Source organism: Polyangium sp. y55x31, assembly GCF_029946505.1.
GTDB lineage: Bacteria > Myxococcota_A > Polyangia > Polyangiales > Polyangiaceae > Polyangium.
On record NZ_JARZHG010000020.1, the window covers coordinates 144000 to 169155 of the forward strand.

Annotated in this window: 13 protein-coding genes; 8 read left to right on the forward strand and 5 right to left on the reverse strand. The window is 68.4% G+C overall.

What is annotated here, in order from left to right; genetic code table 11:
• Positions 1-7: 7 nt before the first annotated feature.
• From QHF84_RS29965 to QHF84_RS29980, 4 genes are all read right to left on the reverse strand, one after another.
• Positions 8-5686, reverse strand: coding sequence for an ATP-binding sensor histidine kinase (locus QHF84_RS29965; protein WP_281316879.1), 5679 nt, complete (start codon positions 5684-5686; stop codon positions 8-10).
• Between the two features lie 244 nt (positions 5687-5930).
• A complete protein-coding gene (locus tag QHF84_RS29970) occupies positions 5931-11645 on the reverse strand; it encodes an AAA family ATPase (protein WP_281316880.1) in 5715 nt (1904 codons plus the stop codon).
• A gap of 260 nt (positions 11646-11905) precedes the next feature.
• Positions 11906-13495: an SDR family oxidoreductase gene (locus tag QHF84_RS29975; RefSeq protein ID WP_281316881.1), complete on the reverse strand. Its 1590-nt coding sequence runs from the start codon at positions 13493-13495 to the stop codon at positions 11906-11908.
• Positions 13495-14130, reverse strand: coding sequence for a hypothetical protein (locus QHF84_RS29980; protein WP_281316882.1), 636 nt, complete (start codon positions 14128-14130; stop codon positions 13495-13497). The genes QHF84_RS29975 and QHF84_RS29980 overlap by 1 nt, the downstream gene beginning before the upstream one ends.
• Before the next feature lie 183 nt (positions 14131-14313).
• Between QHF84_RS29980 and QHF84_RS29985 the strand changes: the two genes are divergently transcribed.
• The 3 genes from QHF84_RS29985 (at position 14314) to ybaK (ending at position 16275) form a co-directional block, all read left to right on the forward strand.
• On the forward strand, positions 14314-14673 hold the full coding sequence (locus QHF84_RS29985) for a DUF1992 domain-containing protein (RefSeq protein ID WP_281316883.1): 360 nt from the start codon (positions 14314-14316) through the stop codon (positions 14671-14673).
• Between the two features lie 72 nt (positions 14674-14745).
• Positions 14746-15705 (forward strand): cysteine synthase family protein, encoded by a 960-nt coding sequence (locus QHF84_RS29990; protein ID WP_281316884.1) that lies wholly within the window; start codon positions 14746-14748, stop codon positions 15703-15705.
• A 93-nt stretch (positions 15706-15798) separates the two neighbouring features.
• Entirely contained in the window at positions 15799-16275 is a 477-nt protein-coding gene (gene ybaK, locus QHF84_RS29995; RefSeq protein WP_281316885.1) for a Cys-tRNA(Pro) deacylase, read from the forward strand.
• 587 nt (positions 16276-16862) lie between these two features.
• Here the strand turns inward: ybaK and QHF84_RS30000 are convergent.
• Positions 16863-18425 carry a serine/threonine protein kinase gene (locus QHF84_RS30000; protein ID WP_281316886.1) on the reverse strand — a complete coding sequence of 521 codons (1563 nt, stop codon included), beginning with the start codon at positions 18423-18425 and terminating at the stop codon, positions 16863-16865.
• A gap of 114 nt (positions 18426-18539) precedes the next feature.
• On the opposite strand from QHF84_RS30000, the gene QHF84_RS30005 reads away from it, so the two are divergent.
• From QHF84_RS30005 to QHF84_RS30025, 5 genes are all read left to right on the forward strand, one after another.
• On the forward strand, positions 18540-19340 hold the full coding sequence (locus QHF84_RS30005; RefSeq protein ID WP_281316887.1) for a crotonase/enoyl-CoA hydratase family protein: 801 nt from the start codon (positions 18540-18542) through the stop codon (positions 19338-19340).
• A 136-nt stretch (positions 19341-19476) separates the two neighbouring features.
• Positions 19477-20904, forward strand: a complete 1428-nt coding sequence (locus QHF84_RS30010) for a PAS domain-containing protein (RefSeq protein WP_281316888.1) — start codon at positions 19477-19479, stop codon at positions 20902-20904.
• Positions 20905-21001: 97 nt separating this feature from the next.
• Positions 21002-21865: a cyclic nucleotide-binding domain-containing protein gene (locus QHF84_RS30015; RefSeq protein ID WP_281316889.1), complete on the forward strand. Its 864-nt coding sequence runs from the start codon at positions 21002-21004 to the stop codon at positions 21863-21865.
• A gap of 38 nt (positions 21866-21903) precedes the next feature.
• Entirely contained in the window at positions 21904-22743 is an 840-nt protein-coding gene (locus QHF84_RS30020) for a 2-oxo acid dehydrogenase subunit E2 (protein WP_281316890.1), read from the forward strand.
• Between the two features lie 31 nt (positions 22744-22774).
• A complete protein-coding gene (locus QHF84_RS30025) occupies positions 22775-25156 on the forward strand; it encodes an alpha-amylase family glycosyl hydrolase (RefSeq protein WP_281316891.1) in 2382 nt (793 codons plus the stop codon).

Genomic DNA, 25156 nt, shown 5'->3' on the forward strand with positions numbered 1-25156 from the left:
CCCGGCGCTACGTCATGCGTGTATCCCTGCGCGACGCGGGGTGGGAGGCACAAGGAAGCTCGAGGATGAATGAGGAGCCGACCCCCGGCTCGCTCTGGACACGAAGCGTGCCGCCGTGCGCTTCGGCGATTCGGCGGCTGATGTACAGGCCGAGCCCGAGCCCGCCATAATTTTCGGAGACGGCGCGCTCGAAGCGATCGAAGATACGCTCCTGCCGCGCCGGCTCAATGCCGATCCCGTGATCCTCGACCACGAGCCGCGTGATCCCGCCCTCGTCGCCGTAGCATATCTCGATGGGCTTGCCGGCTCCGAATTTGATTGCATTCGAGAGGAGGTTCGTCAGGATTTGCTCGATGCGGTCGGGATCCCAATGACCGACGACGGAGGGGGCGTCGTGGACGTGGACCGGGCACCGTGATTGCGCGAGCTCCGGCTCGAGCTGGGCGAGCGCATTGCGGATGAGGGTCGCGAGGTCCGTATCCTCGCGCTCGAGCGGGAGCCGGCCCGCGTGGAGCTGCGAAACGTCCACGAGGGCCTTGTTCAGCCGGCCGAGGCGCGTCCCCTGACGCAGGGCCCGCTCGATCAGCTTGCTCATCACCTGCGTATCGCCCGACCGACCGGACTGGATGGATCTGTCCATCGATTGCAGCGTGAGCCGGAGCGACGTCACCGGCGTATTCAGCTCGTGCGAGGCCAGGGTGAGGAATTCGTCCCGCACGCGGACGGCCTCCTGGGCCTTCCGGTAGAGCCGCGCGTTGTCGATCGCGATCGCGGCGCGGCGCGCGACTTCCTCGACCAGCAAGAGGTCGGCGCGCCCGTAGCGTCGCTCCGGCGCGGAGGAGATGACGCTCAGCACCCCGAGGGTTTGTCCGTGCGCCACGAGCGGCACGACGATCGAGCTCTGCACGCCGAGCTCGTGGCTGAGCTTTTTGTGCTCGTCGTCGACGACGAGCTTTCCAATGATCTCCTCGGAGACCTCGGAAATCAGGATCGGCTGACCCGATTGCAGGACTCTGGAGGCCGCGTGGGGTGAATTCCAGCGAGGAGGATACCGCCGCTGGAACTCCTCGACCAGCGGCCCCTTCGTGGGGTCCTTGTGGGCGCCGGCGATGCGTCGGATTTCTCCGCCTTCCACGATGTCGATCACGCACCAATCGGAGATCGATCGCACGCAGAGTTGCGCGAGACATGCGAGCGTCTCCTGGTAATCGAGCGATTCCGACAGGACCGCCCCGGCCTCGGCGATGAACGTGGCTCGGCGCTCCGCCGCCTCGGCCGCCGCCCGCGCCGCCTGCTCTTTGCCGAGGAGCTTCGCCTTCTCGAGGGAAATCGCTGCCTGCGTGGCGAGGAGCGAAAGGGCCACGAGCCGATCGGGCGTGAATGCACCGGCGAGGAGGTTGTTCTCCAGATAGAGCAGGCCGACCACCTCGGTCTGCTGCAGGATGGGCAAGCACAGGAGCGACCTCGGCTTCACGCGGGCGATGTAGGGCTCCGACGCATATTTCGGCGCCTCGACCGCGTCCTCCAGGATCACGCGCTCCTTCGTCCGCAGGGCATAGTTGACGATCGAGACGGGCACGAGCGACGACGAGAGCGGCTGCGATTGCAGGAGCTTCGTCGCCACGCCTTTTCCTTCGAGTGACGCCTCCGCCTCGATCGAAGAGCCGTCATCCCGGCAGACGATCAGACAGCCTCGTTGCGCTCCGCCCTGCTCGAGCACCACCGTGAGCAGGGTGCGCAAGAGCTTGTCGAGGACGATCTCGCCCGAGATGGTCTGCGAGGCCTTGGTCACCGAGAGCAGGTCGAGCTGCTCGGGCCGAAGCGCGAAGGTGGCAGCGGGCGGAAGGGGCCTCGACGGGAGCAGGCGAGGATGCTGCTGATCGATCTGCTCGACCTTGCCGTGGACGCCCCAGCAGTCATAACAAGCGCGGGCGTCGCGGAGGTACATGTCGGCGATCTTGGCGAAGCCTCGTGCCCTGTAAAACCGCGACGAAAGCTCGTGGGCGAGCCCTTCATTGTGGACGAAGCCGCTCTCGTGGGCCGAGCGGATGGCCTCTTCGTAGAGGCGCTCGGCGTCGAGGTCGCGGCCTTCGATGCGCGCGATCTCGGCCGCCACCAGCGTCGCCCGGTTTTCGAAGTTCTCGGGGCAGTTCTCCGCCCAGCGCTCGAGTTTTTCGTGGTGGGCGACGAGGGCCCTCATGTGCTCGGGCCGCTCGTCGGCAGACGCCGTGCCATGACGTGCCGCCCGCGCGAGCGCGCCGTAGAAATGGTACTCGGCCACCTCGAAGTGTGACGGCGACGTCCAGAGAAGCGACTCCGCCTTCGACGCGGCCTCGACGGCGGTGACGAAATCGTTTGCGTAATAGCGCGCTTGGAGCTTGCGGATCCAATACCAGCACGTGGCGGTCGAAAGGCGTGGATCGGCCTCCAGGTGCTGCTCGAACCGGACCTCGTCGAACGTGTCGTCGTTGAAAGATGCGAAATGGGGGGTCAGGCCCCTGAGCGTGCGGATGAGCCTGAGCTGTCCCGTGAGGATGTCGGCGATGAGGCCGAACCGCATCTTCCGCGCGAATTCGAGCCCGTTCTCGGCTTCTCGCTGCACGTCGCCGAGCGGATCTCCGGAAGCGAGGAGGTGCGTGATCAAATCGAAGAAGCTATACGCCGCATAGGTGAGGTCACCGGTCTCGAGCGCCGCGTGGAAGACGCGCCGCAGGAGCGCGCGGCCGTCGCGCAGGTGCCTCGTCCAGGGTATGACCACGGACCCGACGCACACGTAGACGCGGGCCTTGAAGCGGTTCCGCTCCTGCTTCTCCACGAGGTCCGAGCCGAGCTTTCCGAAGCGGAAGCCCGCCTGGTAATCGCCGAAGTGCGGCCCGAGGACCATGCCGAGGTGGGCATAGGCAAGGCTCGATACGTCGCTGTTGCCATGCTCCAGGCTGAGATTCACCATCCGACAGACGACGAGGCAGAGCAGATTCTCGTCGGTGAACAAGGCCGGCGGAATGGCCCTCGTGAGGACGTCGAGGGTCGCGTGATGGGCCGGATCACTCATCGAAGGCAGGTCGACGAGGTCCTCGATCGAGCGGCTCCCGAGCTGCTGCCAAAGCCGTTCGTATTCCCGCCGTACGTCGTCCTTCGTCGGGTGCGGCGACCACGCGACGCCGACACGCCGGAGGTATTCGAGGCCCACTTCGATGCTGCGGTCGCTTCGATCCTGGGTCGTGTAAAGATCCATGCGCAAGCACGCGACCGCGGCCGCATCGACGAGGTTTTTTGCGCGGCACGAGAGCAAGGAGAGCCGCTCTTCCGCGGCCGGAAGCTCGCCGATCAGGAACTCGCATTCGGCCCGGTCGAGCTCGAGCGCGAAGGAGAGCTCGTAGCGCCGCGCCCAACTGTCCCCCGGGAGGAGCGACGATCCGACGGCGAAATAATGCCTCGCCGATGCGTAGGCCGTGGACGCCTTGGCGCGCTTGCCGGCGAGGAGGTTGAGCTCGGCCACCCGCTCGCATTCCTCGGGCGACATGATCAGCGCGGCCCCGCGATCGAGCTGGTTCACGATGTCGAAGATCCTCCCCTCGAGCCCCTCGGGCGGCGTGCACGACGCGAGCAGCCTGCCAATCTCGAGGTGCGTCACCGCCCGCTCGGCCTCCGGAACGAGCGAATAGGCCGCCTCCTGGACGCGGTCGTGGAGAAAACGGTATGCCCCGTCCATCCAGAGGACGAGCCCCACCCGGACGGCCTCCCAGAGATCCGCGTGCGACGCCTGCTCCGAGCGGCCGCTCACCGTTGCGAGGACGGCGACCTCGGCGCTGCTACCGAGACACGCGAGGTTTTTCAGCGCTTCCTGGGTGCGCACAGGAAGCCGCGCGAGCTTGCCGACCATCAGGTCGACCACGTTGTCGGTGAAGCCCTTGGCGCGGATCTTCGCGACGTCCCACCGCCACGCCGTCGCGCGCTCGTCGAAATCGATCAGGCGCTCTTCCGGCAGCGCGGTGAGGAACTGGATCGCGAAAAAGGGGTTGCCCGCCGTCTTCTCGTGGACGAGGTCCGAAAGCGGCGCGGCGTCCTCGGGGCGGCAATGAAGCATATCGCCGACGAGCGCGGCGAGCTGCTCCCGGGAGAGCGGGCCGAGCACGATGTCCGAGACGCGAGCTCCCGCGCTCCGTACGTTGCCGAGCGTCAGCGCGAGCGGGTGCACGGGGGTCACCTCGTTTTCGCGGTATGCGCCGATCACCAGGAGATGGCCCGTTTCGGCGTGGGTCATCAAATCTTCGAGGAGCACGAGGCTCGCCGGATCGGCCCACTGGAGATCGTCGAGGAAAAACGCGAGGGGGTGCTCCTTCCGGGCAAACACCCCGATGAAATGCCGGAACACGATACGAAACCGGTTCTGCGCTTCGATCGGCGGCAGCTCGGCGACCGGCGGTTGCCTGCCGATGACGAGCTCGACCTGCGGGATCACGTCCACGATGAGCTGTGCATTGATCCCGAGGGCGCCCATGAGCCGCTCCCGGAAAGGAGCGATCCGCTCCTCGCTCTCGGCGAGGATCTCGAGCACGAGCTCCCGGAAGGCATGCACGAAGGTGGAATAGGGGATGTCGCGCTTGTATGGGTCGAACTTTCCCGAAATGAAGAAGCCCCGCGCGCGTACGATCGGCTTGTAGAGCTCCTGGACCAGCGCCGACTTTCCGATGCCCGAGTAACCCGAGACCAGGACGAGCTCGGGGGATCCCGTGCCGACCACGCGCTCGAACCCCCGCAGCAGCGCGGCGATCTGCTCCTCGCGTCCGTAGAGCTTCTGGGGGATCTCGAAGCGGCCCGAGACGTCGTGCTCGGCCAGGACAAACGGTTCGAGCCTGCCTTTGGCACGCCATTCGGAAAGGCAACGCTCGAGGTCGTGCTCGAGGCCCCGGGCGGTCTGGTAGCGATCGTCCGCCATCTTGGCCAGGAGCTTCATGACGAGCGCGGAGACGACCTCGGGCAGCGCCGGGACCCACGCGCCGGGCGGCAGCGGGATGCGGGCGACATGGCAATGCACCCATTCGAGCGGGTCCTCGGCGTCGAAGGGCAGGCGCCCGGTGAGCATTTCGTAGAAGGTCACGCCGAGGGCATAAAGGTCCGCGCGGCTGTCGATGGCCCGGTTCATCCGGCCCGTTTGCTCCGGCGCGAGGTACGGCAGGGAGCCCTCGATGACGCTCGGGCCCCGGGCCGCCTGGTGCTTGCAGGGTAGGCAGACCGCGAGCCCGAAGTCGGCGAGCTTGACCTCACCGGTGGACGTGTTGACGAGGATGTTCTGGGGTTTCAGATCTTTATGGATGACGCCACGCCGGTGGAGCTCCCGGACGGCCGACGCGATTCGAACCGCGAGATCGAGGAACCGCTCGATGGGCAAGGGCGCGCCGAGGAAGTGGTCGAGCGACTGACCACCAAAATCCTCCAGCACGAGCGCCGGCATTCCCTCGTGCGTCTCGAGGGCCAGCGGCCTGACGATGGACGCGAGGTCGAGTTGCCTGCCCATCTCGTATTCATGCTTCAAGCGCTCGAGCTCACGCGAGCAACTACGCCTCGGGTCGAGCACCTTCAAGATCACGGGGAGGTGATCGGCCGTCCGGACCCCGCGGAGCAAAAGGGTGCCTCTGCCCTCGTGAAGTGTATGGGTAATCGCAAACGGGGACGCATCCTTCATGGGAAAGCTCGCCGCCCGGAGCGGACGCCAGGCAAGGGGCGCGCGAGGACGATGCCCAGCCATGACCGGATATCGACAGCCCCCTGAATCCCCATAGCATGCAACGTGCTCTCCTGGAGCGCCTCTTTGCGAGGGACAGACCCTTGCGCGGCCGGTGGTGTCGCACCCAACGAGAGGGCGGGCCACGGCGTATGACCTCGCTCATCAGCTCGAGCGCCCTTGCCGTCAGCGAGGCCGGGCGGCTTTAGCAGGGTGTCACGAGGTCGCCGGCACAAGGAAGCTCGAGGGTGAACGACGAGCCGACCCCAGGCTCGCTCTGGACACGGAGCGCGCCTCCGTGCGCTTCCGCGATCCGGCGGCTGATGTACAGGCCGAGCCCCAGCCCACCGTAATTCTCGGAGGCGGCGCGCTCGAATCGCTCGAAAATACGCTCCTGCCGCGCCGGGTCGATGCCGATTCCATGGTCTTTGACCACGATGCGCGCGATCCCTCGCTCCTCGCCGTAGAAGATCTCGATGGGCTTACCGGCCCCGAATTTGATCGCATTCGAGAGGAGGTTCGTCAGGATCTGCTCGACGCGGTCGGGATCCCAATGACCGACGACGTGGTGGTCGTATTGGATGTGGACCGAGCACCGCGCTTGCGCGAGCTCCGGCTTGAGCTGCTCGATCGCATTGCGGAGGAGCGTCGCGACCTCGACGTCCTCGCGCTCGAGCGGGAGCCGCCCGCCGTGGAGCTGCGAGACGTCCACGAGGGCCTTGTTCAGGCGAGCCAGCCGCGTCCCCTGACGCAACGCCCGCTCGATCAGCTTGCTCATCACCTGCGTATCGCCCGATCGACCGGACCGGATGGCCCGGTCGATCGATTGCAGCGTGAGGCGGAGCGACGTCACCGGTGTATTGAGCTCGTGTGAGGCCACCGTGAGGAACTCGTCCCGCACGCGGATGGCCTCCTGGGTCTTTCGGTAGAGCCGCGCATTGTCGATGGCCATCGCGGCGCGGCGCGCGACCTCCTCGACCAGCTCCAGATCGGCGCGGCCGTAGCGGCGGCCCGGCGTGGACGAGACGACGCTCAGCACCCCGAGCGTTTGCCCATGCGCCACGAGCGGCACGATGATGGAACTCCGTGCCCCGAGCACGCGGCTGAGCCTCAGGTGCTCGTCATCGATGACGAGTTTTTCGATAATTTCGTTGGAGAGCTCGGGAAACAGGAGAGGCTCACCCGTCTGCAGGACCTGGGTTGCCGGGTGGCGCGAATCCCAGCGTGGAGGATACCGCCGCTGGAACTCCTCGAGCAACGGCTCCTTCGCGGGGTCCTTGTGGGCGCCGCAGATGCGCCGGATCTCGCCACCTTCCACGACGTCGACCACGCACCAGTCGGAAATGGATCGCACGGAGAGCCGCGCGAGGCGCGCCAGCGTCTCCTTGTAATCGAGCGACTCCGAAAGGACCGCCCCCGCCTCGGCGATGAACGTGGCCCGTCGCTCCGCCGCCTCGGCCGCCGCGCGCGCCGCCTCGGCCGCTGCCCGCGCCGCCTCGGCCGCCGCGCGTGCAGCCTGCTCCTTGCCGAGGAGCTGCGCCTTCTCCAGGGATATGGCCGCCTGCGTCGCGAGGAGCGAAAGGGCGACGAGCCGATCGGGCGTGAACATGCCGGCGAGGAGGTTGTTCTCCAGATAGAGCAGACCGACCACCTCGGTCTGCCGGAGAATGGGCAAGCAAAGGAGTGACCTCGGCTTCACGAGGGCGATGTAGGGATCCGAGGCGTATTTCGCCGCCTCGGCCGCGTCATCGAGGATCACGCGCTCCTTCGTCCGCATGGCGTAGTTGACGATCGAGACGGGCACGAGCGACGACGAGAGCGGCTGCGATTCCAGGAGCTTCGTGGCCACGCCTTTTCCCTCGAGGGACGCCTCCGCCTCGATCGAAGAGCAACCATCCCGGCAGAGGATCAGGCAGCCTCGTTGCGCTCCGCCCTGCTCGAGCACGACCGTGAGCAGCGTGCGCAAAAGCGTGTCGAAGATGATCTCGCCCGAGATGGTCTGCGAGGCCTTGGTCACCGAGAGCAGGTCGAATTGCTCGGACCGGACCGCGAAGGTCGCGGTGGGCGCGAGCGACCTCGACTCGAGGAGGCGGGGATGCTGCTGGTCAATCTGTCTCACCTTGCCATCAGCGCCCCAGCGGGCGTAGCAGGCGCGCGCCTCGCGGAGGCACGTATCGGCGAACAGGGCGAACCCACGCGCCCGGTAGAATTGAGACGATAACTCGTAGGCGAGCGCTTCGATGTGAACGAAGCCATTCTCGCGCGCCGAGCGGGTGGCCTCTTCATAAAGGCGCTCGGCGTCGAGGTGTCGGCCCTCGATGCGAGCCACCTCGGCCGATACGAGAGCGTAGCGGTTCCGATAGTTCTCGGGGCAGTTGTCCGCCCATAACTTGAGCTTCTGCAGCCCCCGTTCGAGGGTGCGCGCGAACTCCCGCTGCTGCGCGGCAGGCGCCTGCGGGTAGAGTGCGGTCAAGGTGAGCGCATGGTAGAAGTGATGCGTGGCCTCGATGGGCTGCGCCATGACCGCCCCCAGCATCGTCGCCGCTCGGGCCGCAGAATCGAGCGCCTCGCGATTCCGTCCGTCGATGAAAGCGGCGACGTGCTTCATGACATGGTGGAAGGCAATGCCGCAGCCGAACGTCGCCCCCGTGATCACGGCCAGACTCTCAGCTTCGTCGCAAGCTCGATCGGCGAGGTTTGCCGGCTCCAGCGTCGGTCCTTGCAGGCTCGCCACGAACTGCCGTTCGAGCTGGATCGTATGGAATACCGCGTCGTTGTGGCTCTCTCTGGCGAATGCGAGGTATTTCTGCGCCACTCGGAGGACTTCATCGAGCGGGCTGCCGGTCTCCAGGACCAGCCATACCGTCAAAACGGTCGCGAGGCCGGCAAACACGAGATCGCCGACCTCCAAGCAGGCGAGGAATGCCTGCTCCATGATCGGAACGCTGGTCGCGATGGGCCTCCGCCACGAGTGGATGTGGCCGCCATGCATGAAGAGCAGCCTGCCCTTGAGCTTGGCGTCGTTGAACTTCTCGTTCAGCCGCAGCGACATCTCCGAGAACTCGTAGGCGGAGGGAATGTCGCCAAAGACCGACGCCAACATGATGCCGTAGGCGCAGTAGGCGAAGCAGGTCTCCTCGGCGTTCCCGTACCGCAGGGAGAAGCTCAGCGCTTTGACGACGTCGAGAGCGAACATCTCCGGCCGCGCGTTGTACGCGCAGGGGATCGAGTCGACGAGCAGGCCGATGATCGCCCTCCCATCGGGGTCGCTCACCACCGGCGCGTCGAGGAGGTCGGCGATTCGACGACCGCGCAGGCTGGCCGAAATGCCCCGGTTCTCGGCTTCGACTGCGGCCCGGATCTCCTCGTCCGACTCGGGCAATGTCACGCAGAAAAGCCGCAGGGCTTCCCGTGCGACCTTCACCCCGTCGGCATATCGCCCCGAGACCTGGTACAGCCTGATGCGCAGCCGGTAGACCCTGGCTCGGTCGGGATTGGAGCGGGCGTTCTGGAAGATGAGGTCGAAGAGCTCATCGGCCCGCTGGAAGTTGCCGACGAGGTACTCGCATTCGGACCGCTCCATGTAGAGGGCGAACGTTTCTTCGTACTGCGTGCGCCAGGCGTCCGCGGCCAAGAGCGCCGTCGCTTGGGCCAGATAGCTCTGCGCCGACGCGTACGCAATCGATGCCTTCGCCTTTCTTCCCGCCTGGGAGTCGAGCCTGCAGAGCGTCTCCTTTTCGCGTGGATCGGTGATGAGCGCGACGCCGTGGTTGAGCTGGTTCGCGACGTCGAAGACCCGCTCCGCGATCACCTCTTCGGGCAACTTCGCCAAAAGGAGCCGGCCGATCCGCAGGTGTACCTCGGCGCGCTGCTCCTCGGGGATGAGCGAATAGGCCGCCTCTTGGACGCGGTCGTGGAGAAACTTGTATACGTCGTCCAGGCGGAGGACGAGCCCAGCGCGAACGGCCTCCCAGAGGCTTGCGTGCGTGTCCTCCAGCGATCCGCCGCGAGCCATCGTCAGGACGGCGGCCTCCGCATTGTTTCCCAGACAAGCGAGGTATTTCAGCGCTTCCTGGGTGCTCGCAGGGAGCCGCACGAGCTTGCCGATCATCAGGTCGATCACGTTGTCGGTGAAGCCCTTTTCGCGGATCTTGGCCACGTCCCACTGCCAGATCCCCGCGCGCCCATCGAATTCGATCAGGCGCTCTTCGTGAAGCGCAGTGAGGAACTGGATCGCGAAGAAGGGATTGCCAGCCGTCTTCTGGTGAACGAGGTCCGCGAGCGGCCTTGCGCCCTCACGAGAGCAATGAAGCGCATCGCTGACGAGCATGGCGAGGTGCTCGCGGGAAAGCGGGCCGAGCACGATATCCGAGACGCGCACGCCCTCCTTCCGCACCTTGTCGAGCATCAGCATGAGCGGGTGCGAGGGGCTCACCTCGTTGTCTCGACATGCACCGATCACGAGGAGATGGAGCGTCTTCGTGTGCGTCAGCAGATCCTGAAGGAGTCCGAGGCTCGCCGAATCGGCCCACTGTAGATCGTCGAGGAAAAGCGCGAGGGGGTGCTCCTTCCGGGCAAACACCCCGATGAAGTGCCGGAACACGATGCGAAACCGATTCCGCGCCTCGGCCGGGGGCAGCTCGGCGACCGGCGGTTGCGGGCCGATGGCGAGCTCGACCTGCGGGATCACGTCCACGATGAGCTGTCCATTGATCCCGAGCGCGTCGAGCAGCCGCTGCCTCCAGGCGGCGATCCGCTCCTCGCTCTCCGAGAGGATTTCGAGCACGAGGTCCCGGAAGGCCTGGACGATCGTGGAGTAGGGGATATCGCGCTTGTATCGATCGAACTTCCCTGCGATGAAAAAGCCTCGCTCGCGCACGATCGGCTTCTGCAGCTCGTTCACGAGCGCCGACTTGCCAATGCCGGAATAACCCGAAACCAGGACGAACTCGGGGGATCCCGTATCGAGCACGCGTCCGGGCACGGAGAGCAGCGCCGCGATCTCGCCCTCGCGACCATAGAGCTTCTGGGGGATCTGGAAGCGATCCGGGATGTCGTGCTCGGCCAGGGGGAACGGTCCGAGCCGGCCCTCGGCTCGCCACTGGCCCCGGCACTGCACGAGGTCGTGGAGCAGGCCACGGGCGGTCTGGTAACGATCCTCGGGCATCTTGGCCAGGAGCTTCAGGACGATCGCAGAGAGGATCTCGGGGAGCTCCGAGACCCACGCTCCGGGCGGCGGCGGGGCACGGGCGACGTGGCAATGCACCCATTCGAGCGGGTCTCGCGCCTCGTAGGGCAGGCGCCCGGTGAGCATTTCATAAAAGGTCACGCCAAGGGCATAGAGGTCGGCGCGGCTGTCGATCGCCCGGTTCATCCGTCCCGTCTGCTCCGGAGCGAGGTAGGGCAGCGAGCCTTCGACGAGGCGCGGGCTCTCGCAGGCCTTGTGCTCGCGGGGGAGGCTGGACGCGCACCCGAAGTCGGCGAGCTTCACCTGGCCGGTGGCCACGTTGAGGAGGATGTTCTGGGGTTTGAGATCTTTATGGATGATGTCGCGCTGGTGGAGCTCCGCCACGGCCGCCGTGATACGAACCGCGAGGTCGAGGAACCGCTCGGTGGGCAAGGGCGCGCCGAGGAAGTGGTCGAGCGATTGACCGCCGAAATCCTCCATCACGAGCACCGGCATTCCCTCGTGCGTGTCGAGGGCGATCGGCTTGACGATGGCCTGCGCGTCGAGTTGCCCGAGGATCTCGTATTCGCGCTTCAAACGCTCGAGACCGCGCGGATGGCTGCGCCGCGGGTCCAGCACCTTCAGGATCACCGGGAGGCGATCGGCCGTCCGGACCCCGCGGAGCAAAAGGGTTCCGCTCCCCTCGTGAAGCGTTTCGAGGATGGAGAACGGGGGTACGTCCTTCGTGGGCATGGGAAGAGCTCGCCGTCCGGAGCGGGCGCCCGGGAAGGGGCACGCAGGAAGAGGCCCAGCCGCGACGTTCCGTCGACAGCCCCTCGAACGCCCATCCATCTAGCATGGGACGTGCCCTCTTCGCCGCACCGTCGTCTCGACGAACCGACGCCTGCGTGCCGTCGTCGTTCGTCCCGCCGTAGCCCCCGCGTCGAGCGCGCTCGGCGTACGCGAGGGCGCGGGCGAGGGGCTTCCAGCGATGGATCAACGGGCCATGGTGCTCACCAGGGCGTCGGCTTGTAGTCCTTGAAAAACTGCCCGTAGGCGTGGATGCCGGTGGCGAACCCCTCGAAGATCGGGTCCACGATGCGGGCCGCGCCGTCGACGATGTCGAGCGGCGGGTGGAAGCCGTGAATGGATTGCTTGCGGGCCGCGATCTCCGCCGGATCCTCGTCCGTCACCCAGCCCGTGTCCACGCTGTTGATGTGGATCCCGTCCTTCACGTAGTCCTGCGCCGAGGTGCGCGTCAGCATGTTGAGCGCCGCCTTGGCCATGTTCGTGTGGGGGTGTTTGTCGGTCTTGTGCTCGCGGTAGAATTGCCCCTCCATCGCCGAGACGTTGACGATGTGCTTGTCGCGCGAGGGGTGCCGCGTCATGAGGCCCTTCAGCTTGCTGCTCAGCACGAACGGGGCGATCGCGTTGACGAGGTGCACCTCGAGGAGCTCGATCGTGGGCACCTCCGCGAGCGCGAGGCGCCAGCTATTCTTGTCGCGGAGATCGATCTGCTGGAGGTCCGCGTCGAGCGCGCCGCGGGGGAAGAGATCCACGCGGCCGCGCAAGGCGTGATCCTCGGCCGTGAGCGGGACCTGGGAGAGCGCGGCGGGATCCTCGAACAACGCGAGCGAGCCCGCGCGCGGGGCGAGGGCGGCATCGTTTGCCCGGGCGAACGCTCGTTGCGCGGCGCGCTCGGCCTCGTGGCTCGCGACGAGGCGGGCCGCCTCGGGGGGCAATCGATCGGGCGATTGCAGCTCGACGTCGAGGAGGTGCTCGTAGAAGCCCGGCGGCCGGCGCACGGTCTGGCAGGCGTTGTGGATGATGAAATCGAGGCGCGGGAGGTGGCCTTCGAGGAACCGCGCGAATCGCTCGACGCTCGGGGTGAGGCGCAGGTCGAGGCCGTGAATTTCGAGCCGATCGGCCCAGGCCTCGTAATCGCTCTCGCGGGCATAACGGAGCGCGGCGTCGTGGGGGAAACGCGTGGTCACGACGACACGCGCGCCGGCGCGGAGCAGGAGGATCGCGGCCTGATACCCGATCTTCACGCGCGCGCCGGTCACGAGCGCGACGCGGCCCCGGAGGTCGGCCGTCTGCGTGCGCTTCTCGTAATTGAGCTCGGCGCAGGGCGGGCAGAGCTGATCGTAGAAGAAATGGACCTTGCGGAACTCGGCTTTGCAGACGTAACACTTGCGCGCGTCGCTGAGCTCGACGGGCGGTGGCGTCTCCGCGGGGCCGGGCAAGACGCCGAAGCTCGGCGGCGGCGTCTGGAAGACGGGGGCGCGGCGGGCGGCACGAATGCCGGTCGCGTCGAGCAGCGCCGCGTCCTCGGCCTTCACGGCGAGGCGATCCTTTCGGCGGAGCGCCTTCGCGAGGCGGCGTTGCTCGGCGCGATCGGGCCGCGAGACCCTCCCTGCCGCTTCGAGCAGCCGCACGCGCGCCTCGCGCGGCACGTGCGCGAGGACGGCCCGGTCCCGGACCACGGCTTCGAGCACGTCGAGGGCGACGCGGAGAGCGTCCTCCGAAAAAGGAGCCTGCTCGGGGGCTTTGGGCTCGTGGTCTTCCTGTTCGTCCTGTTCGTCCGCGATATCGTCGATCATCAATGAAATGCGAGGCCGAAGAGCTGGCCGTCGAGGGGGATGGGCGCCTTGATGGCGCAGATGAGCCCGAGATCCAGGCCGTATGGCGTCCCCTCGGAGAAGGCGCTGACGGGGACGCCGATCCGGAGGGCCGCGGAGAAGAAGCCAATGGAGACGAAAGGCGAGGCGTGGAGGCCGATGGTGGTGGCGCGATTGCCGTAGCCTTCCTCGAGGTACGCGCCGAGCTCGGCGCCGAACATCATGAAGTTGATCTGCGGGCCAAACGCCCAGCGGCCATGCGTGAACCCGACGGACTGGGCCTGCGCGAAGGCGCCGAGGCCAAAGCCGAACGCCTCGACGGGATATCGCACGTACGAGAGCTCGAAGCCGAGGGCGCCGGAAATGGTGGTGTCGTCGGTGTGGCCCGTGATGCCGAAAAGCGGGCCGAGGCCGACGAAATTCTTGGCCTGACGCAGGTTGCCGCGGCTCGGGGACGAGGGCTCGGGCGCGGGCGCGGGTGGCTCGGCCGAGGCCGCCGCCGTCGCCGTGAGGCCCACAGCGAGGGCCGCGAACGAGCAAACGAGCCGGGCGAGGCCCGGTGGCCCGAGTCGCCGGCCCGAGAATGGACGAGGAGCGTCCCCAGCGCGGTAGCGCATCGCGGCGGAGCATACATGGATCGGAGGCGCTGACCAGCCGGTTTGGAGGAGCCCGCTTGGGTTCGTCCGGCGCTCGCGTCCGGAACGGCCGCGGGAACGTGCGCGCGCCGAAGGTGCCGTAACGTCGTGCCTTGACCCGGCCGCGGGCGCCCCCCACGACGTGGGCGAGCAAGGAGACGAGGCGTGCGTTCCAGAGATTTCCATGTGCTCGTGGAGGCGCGGATCCGGGAGGCGGAGGCGCGGGGGGCGTTCGAGGATCTGCCGGGCAAGGGCAAGCCGATGCCCGCGGACGACCTCGCAGGTCTGCCCGAAGAAGACCGCATGGCCGCGCGGATCCAGCGCATCGCGGGCAGCGCGCCCGAGGAAGTGGAGCTCTTGCGGGACATCGGGGCGCTACGCGAGCGGCTCGCGGCCTGCAAGGACGAGAAGGAGCGGGCGAAGCTCTCGGAGGCGCTCGGCGCGAAGACGACGCGGCTCGCGATCCTGTTCGAGGCGTCGGGGCGGAACGTGCTCGTGCACAGCAAGTTGACGGAGCCGCGGTGAACAGAAGCGACGCCGCATCCGGCTTCCGGTTCGGAAAGGACAACTGCGGCGACCTCGGCTAGCCTCCGCCCCATGGTCCGACGCTCGATGAAATGCTGGCTCGCGCGACTCGCGGCGGGCACGCCCACGGTCCCGCTCCGGGACGAAGAGACGGGGTGTACCCTCTGGATCAAGCTCGAGTACATGCTCCCGAGCGGATCCACGAAGGACCGCATCGCGAGCTTCATCCTCGGTCATGCCGTCGAGCGCGGCGCGCTCAAGAACGACAGCGTCGTCGTCGAGGCGTCGAGCGGCTCGACGTCGATCGCCTTCGCCATGGCCTGCGCCATGATCGGCGTGCGGTTCCGCGCCGTCATGCCCGAGGGCGTGAGCGGCGAGCGTTTGCTCATCATCCGTCGTTATGGCGGTGAGGTCGTGCTCACGCCGAAGCACCTCGGCGTGCTCGGCTCGATCGACGAGACGCGGCGCATGGCCGAAGCGGACCCGCGGGTCTTCTGGCCGCGGCAATTCGAAAATCCTCAGAATGCCCTCGCCCACCAGCGGACCACCGGGCCCGAGCTCATCGCCCAGGTGGGCACCACGATCCACGGGTTCGTCGCAGGGGTCGGGACGGGCGGGACGCTCATGGGGATCGCGCGGGCGCTCCTCGAGGCAGGGCAAAAGGCGGTGATCGGCAGGCCCCGGCCCGAACGGGGCGTGTGTTTCGAGGGGCAGCCGGAGATCTGCGGCGGAATTCCGGGCGTCGTGGATGGGCTCTCGCACATCCTCGACGAGGAGGCCGTGGGAGGCGTGGTCCCGCTGCCGGTGCCGGACGCGGAGGCCATTCGCGCGGCGCGGGACCTCGTGGCGCAAGGGTTCCCGGTGGGCCCGTCGAGCGGGCTCAATCTGGCCGGCGCGCGGATGCTGGCGCGCAAGCTCGGGCCGGGGCACGACATCGCGACGGTGCTCTGCGACCGGATGGAGCGGTATTTCTCGACCGATTTGTTCCGGGACCTGTCGGAGGACGAGGCTGCCGGGGGTTTGGGGGCGTAGCTCGGCTCGCCCGAGCGTAGCCCCCAAGCGTTGAAAGGTTTGGGGGCGTAGCTCGGTTCGTCCGAGCGTAGCCCCGAGCGTTGAAAGCGTACGATGAAGACGAATGCGGTGAGGCTGCTCGATACGCTCGGCATTTCCTACGAGCTCCGGGCGTACGAGGTCGATCCCGAGGATCTGCGGGCCGGGACGGTGGCCGAGAAGATCGGTTTGCCCGTGGAGCAGGTCTGGAAAACGCTGGTCTGTCGGGGGGATCGGACGGGCGTGCTCATGGCCGTGCTCGCGGGCAACGAGGAGCTCGATCTGAAGGCGCTCGCGCGGGCCACGGGCGATCGCAAGGTGGATACGGTGCCGCTGAAGGAGGTGCAGCCGCTCACGGGGTACGTGCGCGGCGGCGTGACCGCGATCGGCGGCAAAAAAGAGTTTTTCGTGGTCGTCGACGAGACGATCGAGCTGCACGACGTGGTGTCCGTCTCGGCAGGCGTGCGGGGGCTGCAGATCCTGCTCGCGCCGGCCGATTACGTGCGGGTGGTGAAGGGGAAGCTCGCGCCGATCGCCCGGAGCGCGGCCTGATGGGCGTCGCGCAGCACCACGCGTGGGGGATATCAAGGCTCTTGACATCCACGGACGCGTGCGCGGCAGACGGGGTCTGCAAGTCACCGCTCTCGTTCTCGTGGAACACGCGCGCGCCGGCGACCCCCGCCACCCCGTAGCACCTCGGACCAGCTCCCCTCCCCCGCCGCCTCGCCCGGCAAGATTCTCCGATACCCCTGAACCCCCCCCCGCCACGCCCTGCGACGTGGGTCGATGACCTCGCCCGTACCTCGCGGCGCCTGCGCCGACCGTCCCCGACCTGCCGACGCACCGGAGACGAGCCTGGGGCGTGTTTCTCGAGCTTGCTCGTGGACCCTCCCCGTGGCCCTTCCGACCTTCGCCGACCTCTGCGGTCCTCGTGCCGGGTGCCGGAGCGAGCTTCTGCGACCTGCTCGCGGGGCCTGGGCGCGGGGGGTCCGAGCAGGTCGGACCTGCTCGGAGGGGGTGCTCGTGGGGGGTCCGAGCAGGTCGGAGGACCACGGCAGGAGCGGCGCATGGGAGGGCCAGGCAGCTCGGAGAAACCACCGAGAGGCGCCGCGAGGGTCCACCTCGCCCATCCGCTCAGCTCAACGCGTGAGGTGTCGCAAGAGGCGCGCGAGAGCGAGGACCGCGCCGGCGCCGATGAGGATGGCGGCGACGTAGGACAAACGGAGCGGCCCGATCCCCACACGCTCGCCCCCGAGCCAGAGCCATCCGGCGATCTGGTCGAGCACGCGGATGAGCACGCCCGCGCCGGCCAGCGCGACCGGGCCGCCGAGCATGCTGCGGACGTCTGGCGCGGGCTCGTTCGAGACGCTCGGGAGCGGCTCGCGCGGGGCCGACGAGACACGCGGCTTCGGGACCGAGGAGACCCGCGGGCTCGGCTGCGACGCCGGCGGATCGACTCGCACGGCCGGCATCGACCCGCTCGATCGACGCTGCGGCGCGTTCGGGCCGCTCGCGCCCCAGTCGACGTCGATCGCGGCGGCGTTGCGGGCGCCGCTGGACAGCGCCGCGGGGGGCTCGGGCGAGCGCGAGATGCGGCCCGCGCCCTCGTCGGCGAGGACCGTGGAGGCGACGTCGATGCTCGCGGGCGGCACGGAGACGGCGCGCATCGAGCCCGAGCCGCGGCGCGACTCCTGCCCTTCGATGAGTGGCGCGCGCATGCTCCCGGATCGATGCCCCGTCGGCGACGAGAGGCGCGGCGCGACGCCGAGCGCTTGCTCCACCTCGTCCCAGAACGCACCGGCGCTCGCGGGGCGCTCGCGTGGATCGACGGCGAGCGCCCGGCGAAAGACCGCTTCGAGCGCGTCGGGCACCACGATGCCCTCGTTCCGCGGCGTGGGCCTGCGCTTCTCGTCGAGCACGGTCCCCATGATCGCCACGGCGTCGCCGTCGATCACCACGCGGCCGGCGATGGTCTCGAGGAACGCGAGCGCGAGGCCCCAGACGTCGGTCCACGGGCCGGTCGTGCCGAACCGCTTCGGCGCCCACTGCTCCGGCGCGCCGTAACGCGGCGTGAAGGCGAGCGGCGTGCCCGCGTCGACCTCCGTCATCTCCCCGGCCATCACGGAGGCCGCGTCGCGGGCGCGGGCGATGCCGAAGTCGAGGATCTTCACGTACTCGGTGCCGTGGACCTCGGCGAGGAAGATGTTCGCGGGCTTGATGTCGCGGTGGACGACGCAGATCGGCCCCTGCGGCCCGGGAAAGTTGTGGGCGATGTCGAGGGCGCGGGCGACGGGCGTGAGCAGCCGCGCGGCTTCGAGGCAGCCGAGCGGCGGCAGGCCGTCCGCGGCGCGCTGCTCGATGAGCGACCAGAGCGTGCGCCCCTCCAGCCACTCGAGCGCGATGAACGGGACGATGAGGCCGCTGTCGAGCGTGATGACGTCGTAATGCAGCGGCCGCACGACCTCCGGGATCGTGGCCGAGAGCCGGAAGAGCATCTCGGCTTCCTCGCGGAATCGTTCGAGGAAGCCGGCGCGCAGGTCCTCCGGGATCGTCGGGATCTTCAGGCACTTCAGCGCGACGGGGGCGCGGAACGCTCCGTGGAGCGCGCGGTAGACGACGCCGAACCCCCCTTCGGCCACCGCCTCTTCGATGGTGAAGGGGCCCTGCGTCGTGCCGGCGATCCCGAAGACGTCCTGGGCCATCGGCCCCGAGCATACGACGTCCGGGGCAGCGCGGTGAAGTGGGAGGCGCACACCGAAATTCTGGCGGTGGATCGCAGCTGACGTGCAGGCGACCTCCTCTGCTAGCTTCGCCGCATGAGTGAGTTCGTCTCTCTTGAGATTTCCGAGGCCATCGCGACCGTCACGCTCCTCCGGCCCACGATGCCGCCCGCGCTCTTCGTCGAGCTCGAGGCGCTGTTCGAGCGACTCGCGGCCGAGAAGGGCCTGCGCGCCGTCGTCGTGCAGTCGACGGCGAAGGCGTTCTCGTTCGGGCTCGACCTGCGCGCGGCGATGGCCGATCTCGGCCCGCACCTCGGGGGCGGAGGCGCCGCCGAGCGGATGGAGCTGCTCGGGCTCATCCGGCGCTACCAGCGCGGCTTCGACGCCGTCGCGGCCTGCCCCGTGCCCGTGATCGCGGCCATCCAGGGGCCTTGCATCGGCGGCGGGCTCGACCTCGCCGCGGCGTGTGACATCCGCCTCTCGACGCGCGACGCGTACTTCTCCGTGCGCGAGACGAAGATCGCGATCGTGGCGGATCTCGGGAGCCTGCAGCGGCTGCCGCGGCTGCTCGGCCAGGGGCTCGTGCGGGAGCTCGCGTTCACGGGCAAGGATCTCTCGGCCGACCGCGCGCTCTCGATCGGCCTCGTGAACGAGCTCTTCGGCGACGCGGCGGCGCTGCACGCGGGGGCGCGCAAGCTCGCGCTGGAGATCGCGGCGAACCCGCCGCTCACGGTGCGCGGCGTCAAAGCCGTGCTCGATCACGGCGAGGGCAAGTCGGTCGCCGACGGGCTCGCCTACGTCGCGGCGTGGAACGCGGCGTTCCTCGCGTCCGAGGATCTCGGCGAGGCGATGGCCGCGTTCATGGAGAAGCGACCGCCGCGCTTCGCGGGGAAGTAAGTAGGCGGGAAAACCCACATTTTCATTGCGAGCGGACAAGCTCGGGGGGCACCATGGCAGGTGGCGGGGGGCCATGAATACCGCACCGATCCCAGGTGCGGCGTCGTGCTTCCCGGGAGGTGGACGCTCGATGCGCATGGACTTGCCCGCTGCGGAAACGCTGCTTCGTGGCTGCCCGACGCCCCTCGCGCGGGTGTCGCTCTCCGGCGAGACGCTCGCGACGAACGCTGCCTGGGACGCGCGCGTGGGCAGCGGCGCGATCGAAGCGCGCGTGCACGAACAGGATCGCGCCGCGCTCGCGGAGGCGCGACGCGTGGCCTTCGGCGCGGAGGCGACACGCTCGCTCGACGTGCGCCTCGCGCGGGAGGGCGAGCGCGCGCGGATCTCGTTCTGGCGAGCCGACGAGCAGTCGCTCTGGGCCTCGGCCGAGGTGACGCGCGACGAGCACGAGGAGCGCAAGGCGCGCATCCTCCTCGACTGCTTCCGCGTGATGGATGCGATCGTCTGGTCGTGCGACGTGGAGGGCAACATCCTCTTGTCGGACGGCAACGGGCTCGCGCACCTCGGCCTCGTCTCCGGGCAATCCGTGGGGATGAACGTGTTCCAGCTCTACCCGCCGGACACGGCGGTGCACACGATCGTCGAGCGCACGCTCGCCGGCGAGACCTTCTGCCAAGAGGACGTCACCGAGACGGCGCACTGGCTCAACGTGTACACGCCGATCGTCGATGCGAGCGGCGCCGTGAAAGGGCTCCAGTCGCTCTCGGTGAGCTTCGGCGAGGCTCTCCAGCTCGCCAAGAAATCGAAGGCCCTCGCGGAGTGTGTCGACAGGTTGCCGCTCACGCTCTTCGCGCTCGACAAGGACGGGACGTGCACGCTCTTCGCGGGGGCGCTCGGCAGGCGGATGGGGCGCGCGGCGTCGGATCTCGTGGGGAAAAACCTGCTCGAGTTCTACCGCGACCGCGAGGACATCGTCTCCGACATGCGACGGGCGCTCGCGGGCGAGGAGCACGTCGTCGTGCGCCCCATCCGCGACATCCAGCTCCGCATGCGGTACGTGCCCGTGCGGGATCCGTTCGGCAACGTGATCGGCGTGTGCGCGGCGACCGAAGACGCGACCGAGCAGATGCGGTTCGAGGCGAAGATCCAGGAGCAGCTCGACCTCATCGCCTCGCAGAAGCAGGCGATCGCGGAGCTCGGCACGCCGATCATCGAGGTCTGGCAGGACATCCTCGCGGTGCCCGTCGTGGGCACGCTCGACGCGGCGCGGGCCGAGCAGATGCTCGGGGCGCTGCTCGAGGCCGTCGTCGAGAAGCAGGCGAGCTTCGCGCTGATCGATCTCACGGGCGTGGAGAAGGTGGATACGGATACGGCCGAGCACCTCGTCCGCGTGGCCTCGGCCGTGCGCCTGCTCGGCTGTGAGGGGGTCATCACCGGGATCCGGCCCTCGGTCGCCAAGACGCTCGTCGGGCTCGACGTGAACCTCACGCAGACGCGCACGCTCCGCAGCCTCAAGGACGCGCTCCGCTCGTGCGCCGGGCTCGGCGCGCCCCCGAAGCGCTGACCCTCTCGCGCGGACGGCGCATCCATGCGAGGATTCGCCCCCCGCGCCGCGGCAAACCCCTTCAACGCTTGGGGATCCGCGGCGGCAAGGACCAGCCATGACGATTCGACCCGCCGATCTCCACGCGATTCCCCTCTTCGAGGGCATCACCGAGGCCCACCTCGCCGAGCTCATCGAGGGCCTCGAGCGCGTCACGCTCGCGCCTGGCGACGTGCTCTTCGAGGCCGGCACCGAGCCGAAACACCTGTGGCTGCTCGCCTCGGGCGAGATCGCCCTCGAGCAGGCCGGCGAGGTCCGCTTCCGCCTCGCGCCCATCGCGCCCATCGGCGAGCTCGGGGCGCTGACCGGGCTCTACCGCAACACCCGCGCGGTCGCGACCGAGGCGTCCGAGCTCTACCGCATCGGCGTCGTCGCGCTCATGCGGTTTTTCGAGAGCCACGGCGACGTCGCGTTCCCGTTCTATCACAACCTCCTCAAGATCGTGGCGCAGAAGGTCCACCGCGATGCGATGCGGCAGGGCGAGATGCGGGCGAACATCATCCGCACGCAGAAGGCCATGAAGGAGCTGCGCGACCGCGTGCTCGAGGCCGAGGAGACGCCGATCAGCCGCGCGGTCTGCGAGACGCTCGACGGGCTCATCGAGCACAACCGCCGCGCCCACTACATGGTGACGCCGGCCTACGCGCTCTCGACCTCGGTCCGCCTCGACACGGGCGTGCTCGTCCCCGTGAGCGCCATGTCGGACCGGTACCTCGAGCTCGTCTCGCTCCCCGACGCGAAGCCGGGCGACGAGGTGAGCTTCGTGCTGGTGATCCCGAACGACGAGATCCCGGTGAGCGGCAAGGTGCGGCAGGCGGGCGAGGGCGCGGTGCTCGTCGAGCTCGACCTGCTCATCGAGGAGTACGCGAAGAAGCTCAGCGAGCATTTGACGCGTGTGCAGATGCTCGATTTCGTGGTGTAATCGGGCAGGAACGAGAACCCAATTCCCCGGGGGAGCACATGAACTCGACGAGGCGCAAGCTCGCCATTGCCACATGGTCCTCGCCGCGCGAGGGCAACATCTACGGCAAGCTGGTCATGGACGCGGGCGAAGCGCTCGCCTACATCGACCACCTGCGCAAGACCACCGGGGAAAAGGTCACGGTCGGCCACATCGTCGGCAAGGCCGCGGCGATGGCCCTGAAGGCCGCGCCTGGGCTCAACGGCCGCATCGTCCTCGGCAAATACGTCCCCCACGAGACGGTGGACGTCACGTTCCTCGTCGCGCTCGAGGACGGGCGGGATCTCGCGAAGACGAAGATCCCGCGCGCCGACGAGAAATCGATCGCCGACATCGCGAAGGCGCTCGCCGAGGGCGCGGGCAAGCTCCGCGGCGGAAAGGACGCCGATTTCGAGAAGAGCAAGGGCCTCGTACGGGCCCTGCCCTCGTGGTTGCTCAAGCCCGTCCTCTGGACGACCGGGTTTTTGACGGGATCACTCGGGGTCGCGGCGTTTGGCCTCGAACCCTTCCCGTTCGGCTCGTGCGTCATCACGAACGTCGGCGCGTTCGGCGTCGACGAGGGGTATGCACCGCCGACGCCGTTCGCGCGTGTGCCGGTGCTCATCCTCGTCGGCGCGGTGCGCGAGCAGCCTGCGGTCGTCGCGGGCAAGGTCGTCCCGCGGCCGCAGGTGACCATCACCGCGACCGTGGATCACCGCTTCATCGACGGCGCGCAGCTCGGCCAGCTCGCGAAGGTGCTCCGCAAGGGTTTCGAGGAGCCCTGGTCGCTCGACGGCCTCGCGAAGGCGCCGTGGACCACGAACGACGCGCCCGAGGCGCACGCGACGAACGGCGGATGACGCCAGGGCGGCCGGGCTCTACTCTGGGCCCATGTCGCGCAGCACTCCCCTCCTTCTCGCTCTCCTGACCCTTCCTTTCTCGTTCGTCGCGTGCGGCGACGGTAACGAGCTCGGCTCGGGCGGCTCCTCGGGCACGATCGGCATCGGCAGCACGGGCCCGGGTAGCACCGGCCCGGGCGGCGCGGGGCCTGGCCCTGGCAGCGGCGGCGCGGGCGCGGGCGGAAGCGGCGGCGCGGGCGCGGGCGGCAGCGGGGGCGTGGGCGGCAGCGGCGGCAGCGAGGCGCTTTGCGCGACGACGTTCACGTTCGTCCCGCCCTCCGGGGCGAGCGCGCCGCGCGTACCCGGCGAATGGCAGGGCTTCGACCTCGCGACCGCGCCCGTGATGAGCGGCCCCGACGCGAGCGGCGCCTACAAGGCCACGGTCATGCTCCCGCCGGGGCTCCACGCGTACAAGATCGCCTATCAGGACGCGGGCGGCGGCACGCAATGGATCCTCGACCCGGCGCAAGGCCGCCGCAAATACCTCGGCGGCATCGAGAACAGCGCCGTCAAGGTGCGCGATTGCAACCTCCCCACGCTCTCGGTGAAGACCACGAAAGCCACGCGCATGGCCCCGGGCCAGGGCGTCTTCACGGCCGCGCTCGATTATGTCGACGGCGCGGACGCGAGTGGCGCCGACGCGCCGGGCTTCGAGGCCACGCTGCTCGAAGACGGCACGAAAAAGCCCCTCCCCGCGCCGATGGTCACGGTCTCGGCCGAAGGAAACGTGCAGGTTTCGCTCGCGGGCCTCGCCGACGGCAAATACCGCGTCACGCTCCGGCCGCGCAGCAAGAGCGGGCGCGTCGGCGAGCCCGTGCACCTGCCCTTCTGGATCGAGGCCGAGCCGTTCTCCTGGAACGACGCGGTCGTCTACATGGTCCTCACCGATCGTTATCGCGACGGCGACAGCTCGAACAATGCCCCGCCCACGCCCGGCGCGGACGCGCGCGGCGACTGGAAGGGCGGCGATCTCGTGGGCCTCACGCAATCGATCGAGGAGGGCGAGCTCGACAAACTCGGCATTCGCGCCATCTGGCTCACGCCGTTCCAGACGAACCCCGAGGCCTCGTACCTCGCGGCCGACGGCGTGCACAAGGTCACGGGCTACCACGGCTACTGGCCGATCAAGGCGCGCGAGGTCGACCCGCGCCTCGGCGGCCCGGAGGCGCTGCGGGCGCTCGTGAAGGCCGCGCACGCCCACGGGATCCGCATCCTGCAGGATTACGTGGTCAACCACGTGCACATCGAGCACGAATACTTCAAATCGCACCCCGAGTGGTTCCGCACGGGCTGCGTCTGCGGCACGGCGAACTGCGACTGGACGGCGAAGGCGCTCGAATGCCTCTTCGCCGATTACATGCCCGACATCAACCACTCGGTCCCCGAGGCGAACGCGCAGTTCGTCGACGACGCCGTGTGGTGGCTCGACGAGTTCGATCTCGACGGCCTGCGGGTCGACGCGGTCAAGCACGTCGAGGAGCTCGCGACGCGGAACCTCTCCGTCGAGGTGCGCGAGACCTTCGAGAAGGCCGGGACCCATTACTTCCTGATGGGCGAGACCGCGATGGGGTGGAACGACTGCGGCGACCCGTGCAACGACGAGAATTACGGCACGATCGCCCAGTACATCGGCCCCTTCGGCCTCGACGGCCAGTTCGATTTCGTGCTCTATCACGGTGTCTCCTACCGGACGTTCGCGTACGGCGACAAGGGCATGCTGCACGCCGATTACTGGACGCGGCACGGGCTCGAAAAATGGCCGAAGAGCGCGGTCATGACGCCCTACATCGGCAGCCACGACACCCCGCGCTTCGTCTCGCTCGCCGATTACGCGGACGGCGACCGCGGGATCCCCGGCAACCAGTGGGACAACACGGCCCTCGCGCCCTCCGACGCCGTGCCTTACGAGCGGATGCGCGTGGCGATGGCGTGGCTGCTCGCGCTGCCGGGCGCGCCGCTCATGTATTACGGCGACGAGTATGGCCAGTGGGGCGGGGCGGATCCGAACAACCGGCTCATGTGGCGGCCCGAGAACGGGCTCTCGGCCGAGGAAAAGGCGACGCTCTCGTTCGTGCGCAAGCTCGGCGCGGCGCGGCAGGCCATTCCGGCGCTCCGGCGGGGCGACTACGTCTCGCTCGGCGCCACGGAGGACACGCTCGTCATCGGGCGCAAGCTCTTGGGCGCGACCGGGGCGATCGTCGCGCTCACGCGGTCGGGCGCGCCGGCGCAGATGACGGTGGACGCCAGCACGCTCGGATTCGCATCGGGCACCGTCTTGAAGGACGCGATGGGCGGCCCCAGCGTGACCGTCCCGCAGGGCGGCATGTTGACGCTCACCGTGCCCGCGAAATCGGCGATCGTGCTCGCTCCCTGA

Bases quoted from the DNA above. Each gene is read 5' to 3' on its own strand.
- QHF84_RS29965 (WP_281316879.1), bottom strand. From the start codon at position 5,686: ATGAAGGATGCGTCCCCGTTTGCGATTACCCATACACTTCACGAGGGC.
- QHF84_RS29970 (WP_281316880.1), bottom strand. From the start codon at position 11,645: ATGCCCACGAAGGACGTACCCCCGTTCTCCATCCTCGAAACGCTTCAC.
- QHF84_RS29975 (WP_281316881.1), bottom strand. From the start codon at position 13,495: ATGATCGACGATATCGCGGACGAACAGGACGAACAGGAAGACCACGAG.
- QHF84_RS29980 (WP_281316882.1), bottom strand. From the start codon at position 14,130: ATGCGCTACCGCGCTGGGGACGCTCCTCGTCCATTCTCGGGCCGGCGA.
- QHF84_RS29990 (WP_281316884.1), top strand. From the start codon at position 14,746: ATGGTCCGACGCTCGATGAAATGCTGGCTCGCGCGACTCGCGGCGGGC.
- ybaK (WP_281316885.1), top strand. From the start codon at position 15,799: ATGAAGACGAATGCGGTGAGGCTGCTCGATACGCTCGGCATTTCCTAC.
- QHF84_RS30000 (WP_281316886.1), bottom strand. From the start codon at position 18,425: ATGGCCCAGGACGTCTTCGGGATCGCCGGCACGACGCAGGGCCCCTTC.
- QHF84_RS30005 (WP_281316887.1), top strand. From the start codon at position 18,540: ATGAGTGAGTTCGTCTCTCTTGAGATTTCCGAGGCCATCGCGACCGTC.
- QHF84_RS30010 (WP_281316888.1), top strand. From the start codon at position 19,477: ATGGACTTGCCCGCTGCGGAAACGCTGCTTCGTGGCTGCCCGACGCCC.
- QHF84_RS30015 (WP_281316889.1), top strand. From the start codon at position 21,002: ATGACGATTCGACCCGCCGATCTCCACGCGATTCCCCTCTTCGAGGGC.
- QHF84_RS30020 (WP_281316890.1), top strand. From the start codon at position 21,904: ATGAACTCGACGAGGCGCAAGCTCGCCATTGCCACATGGTCCTCGCCG.
- QHF84_RS30025 (WP_281316891.1), top strand. From the start codon at position 22,775: ATGTCGCGCAGCACTCCCCTCCTTCTCGCTCTCCTGACCCTTCCTTTC.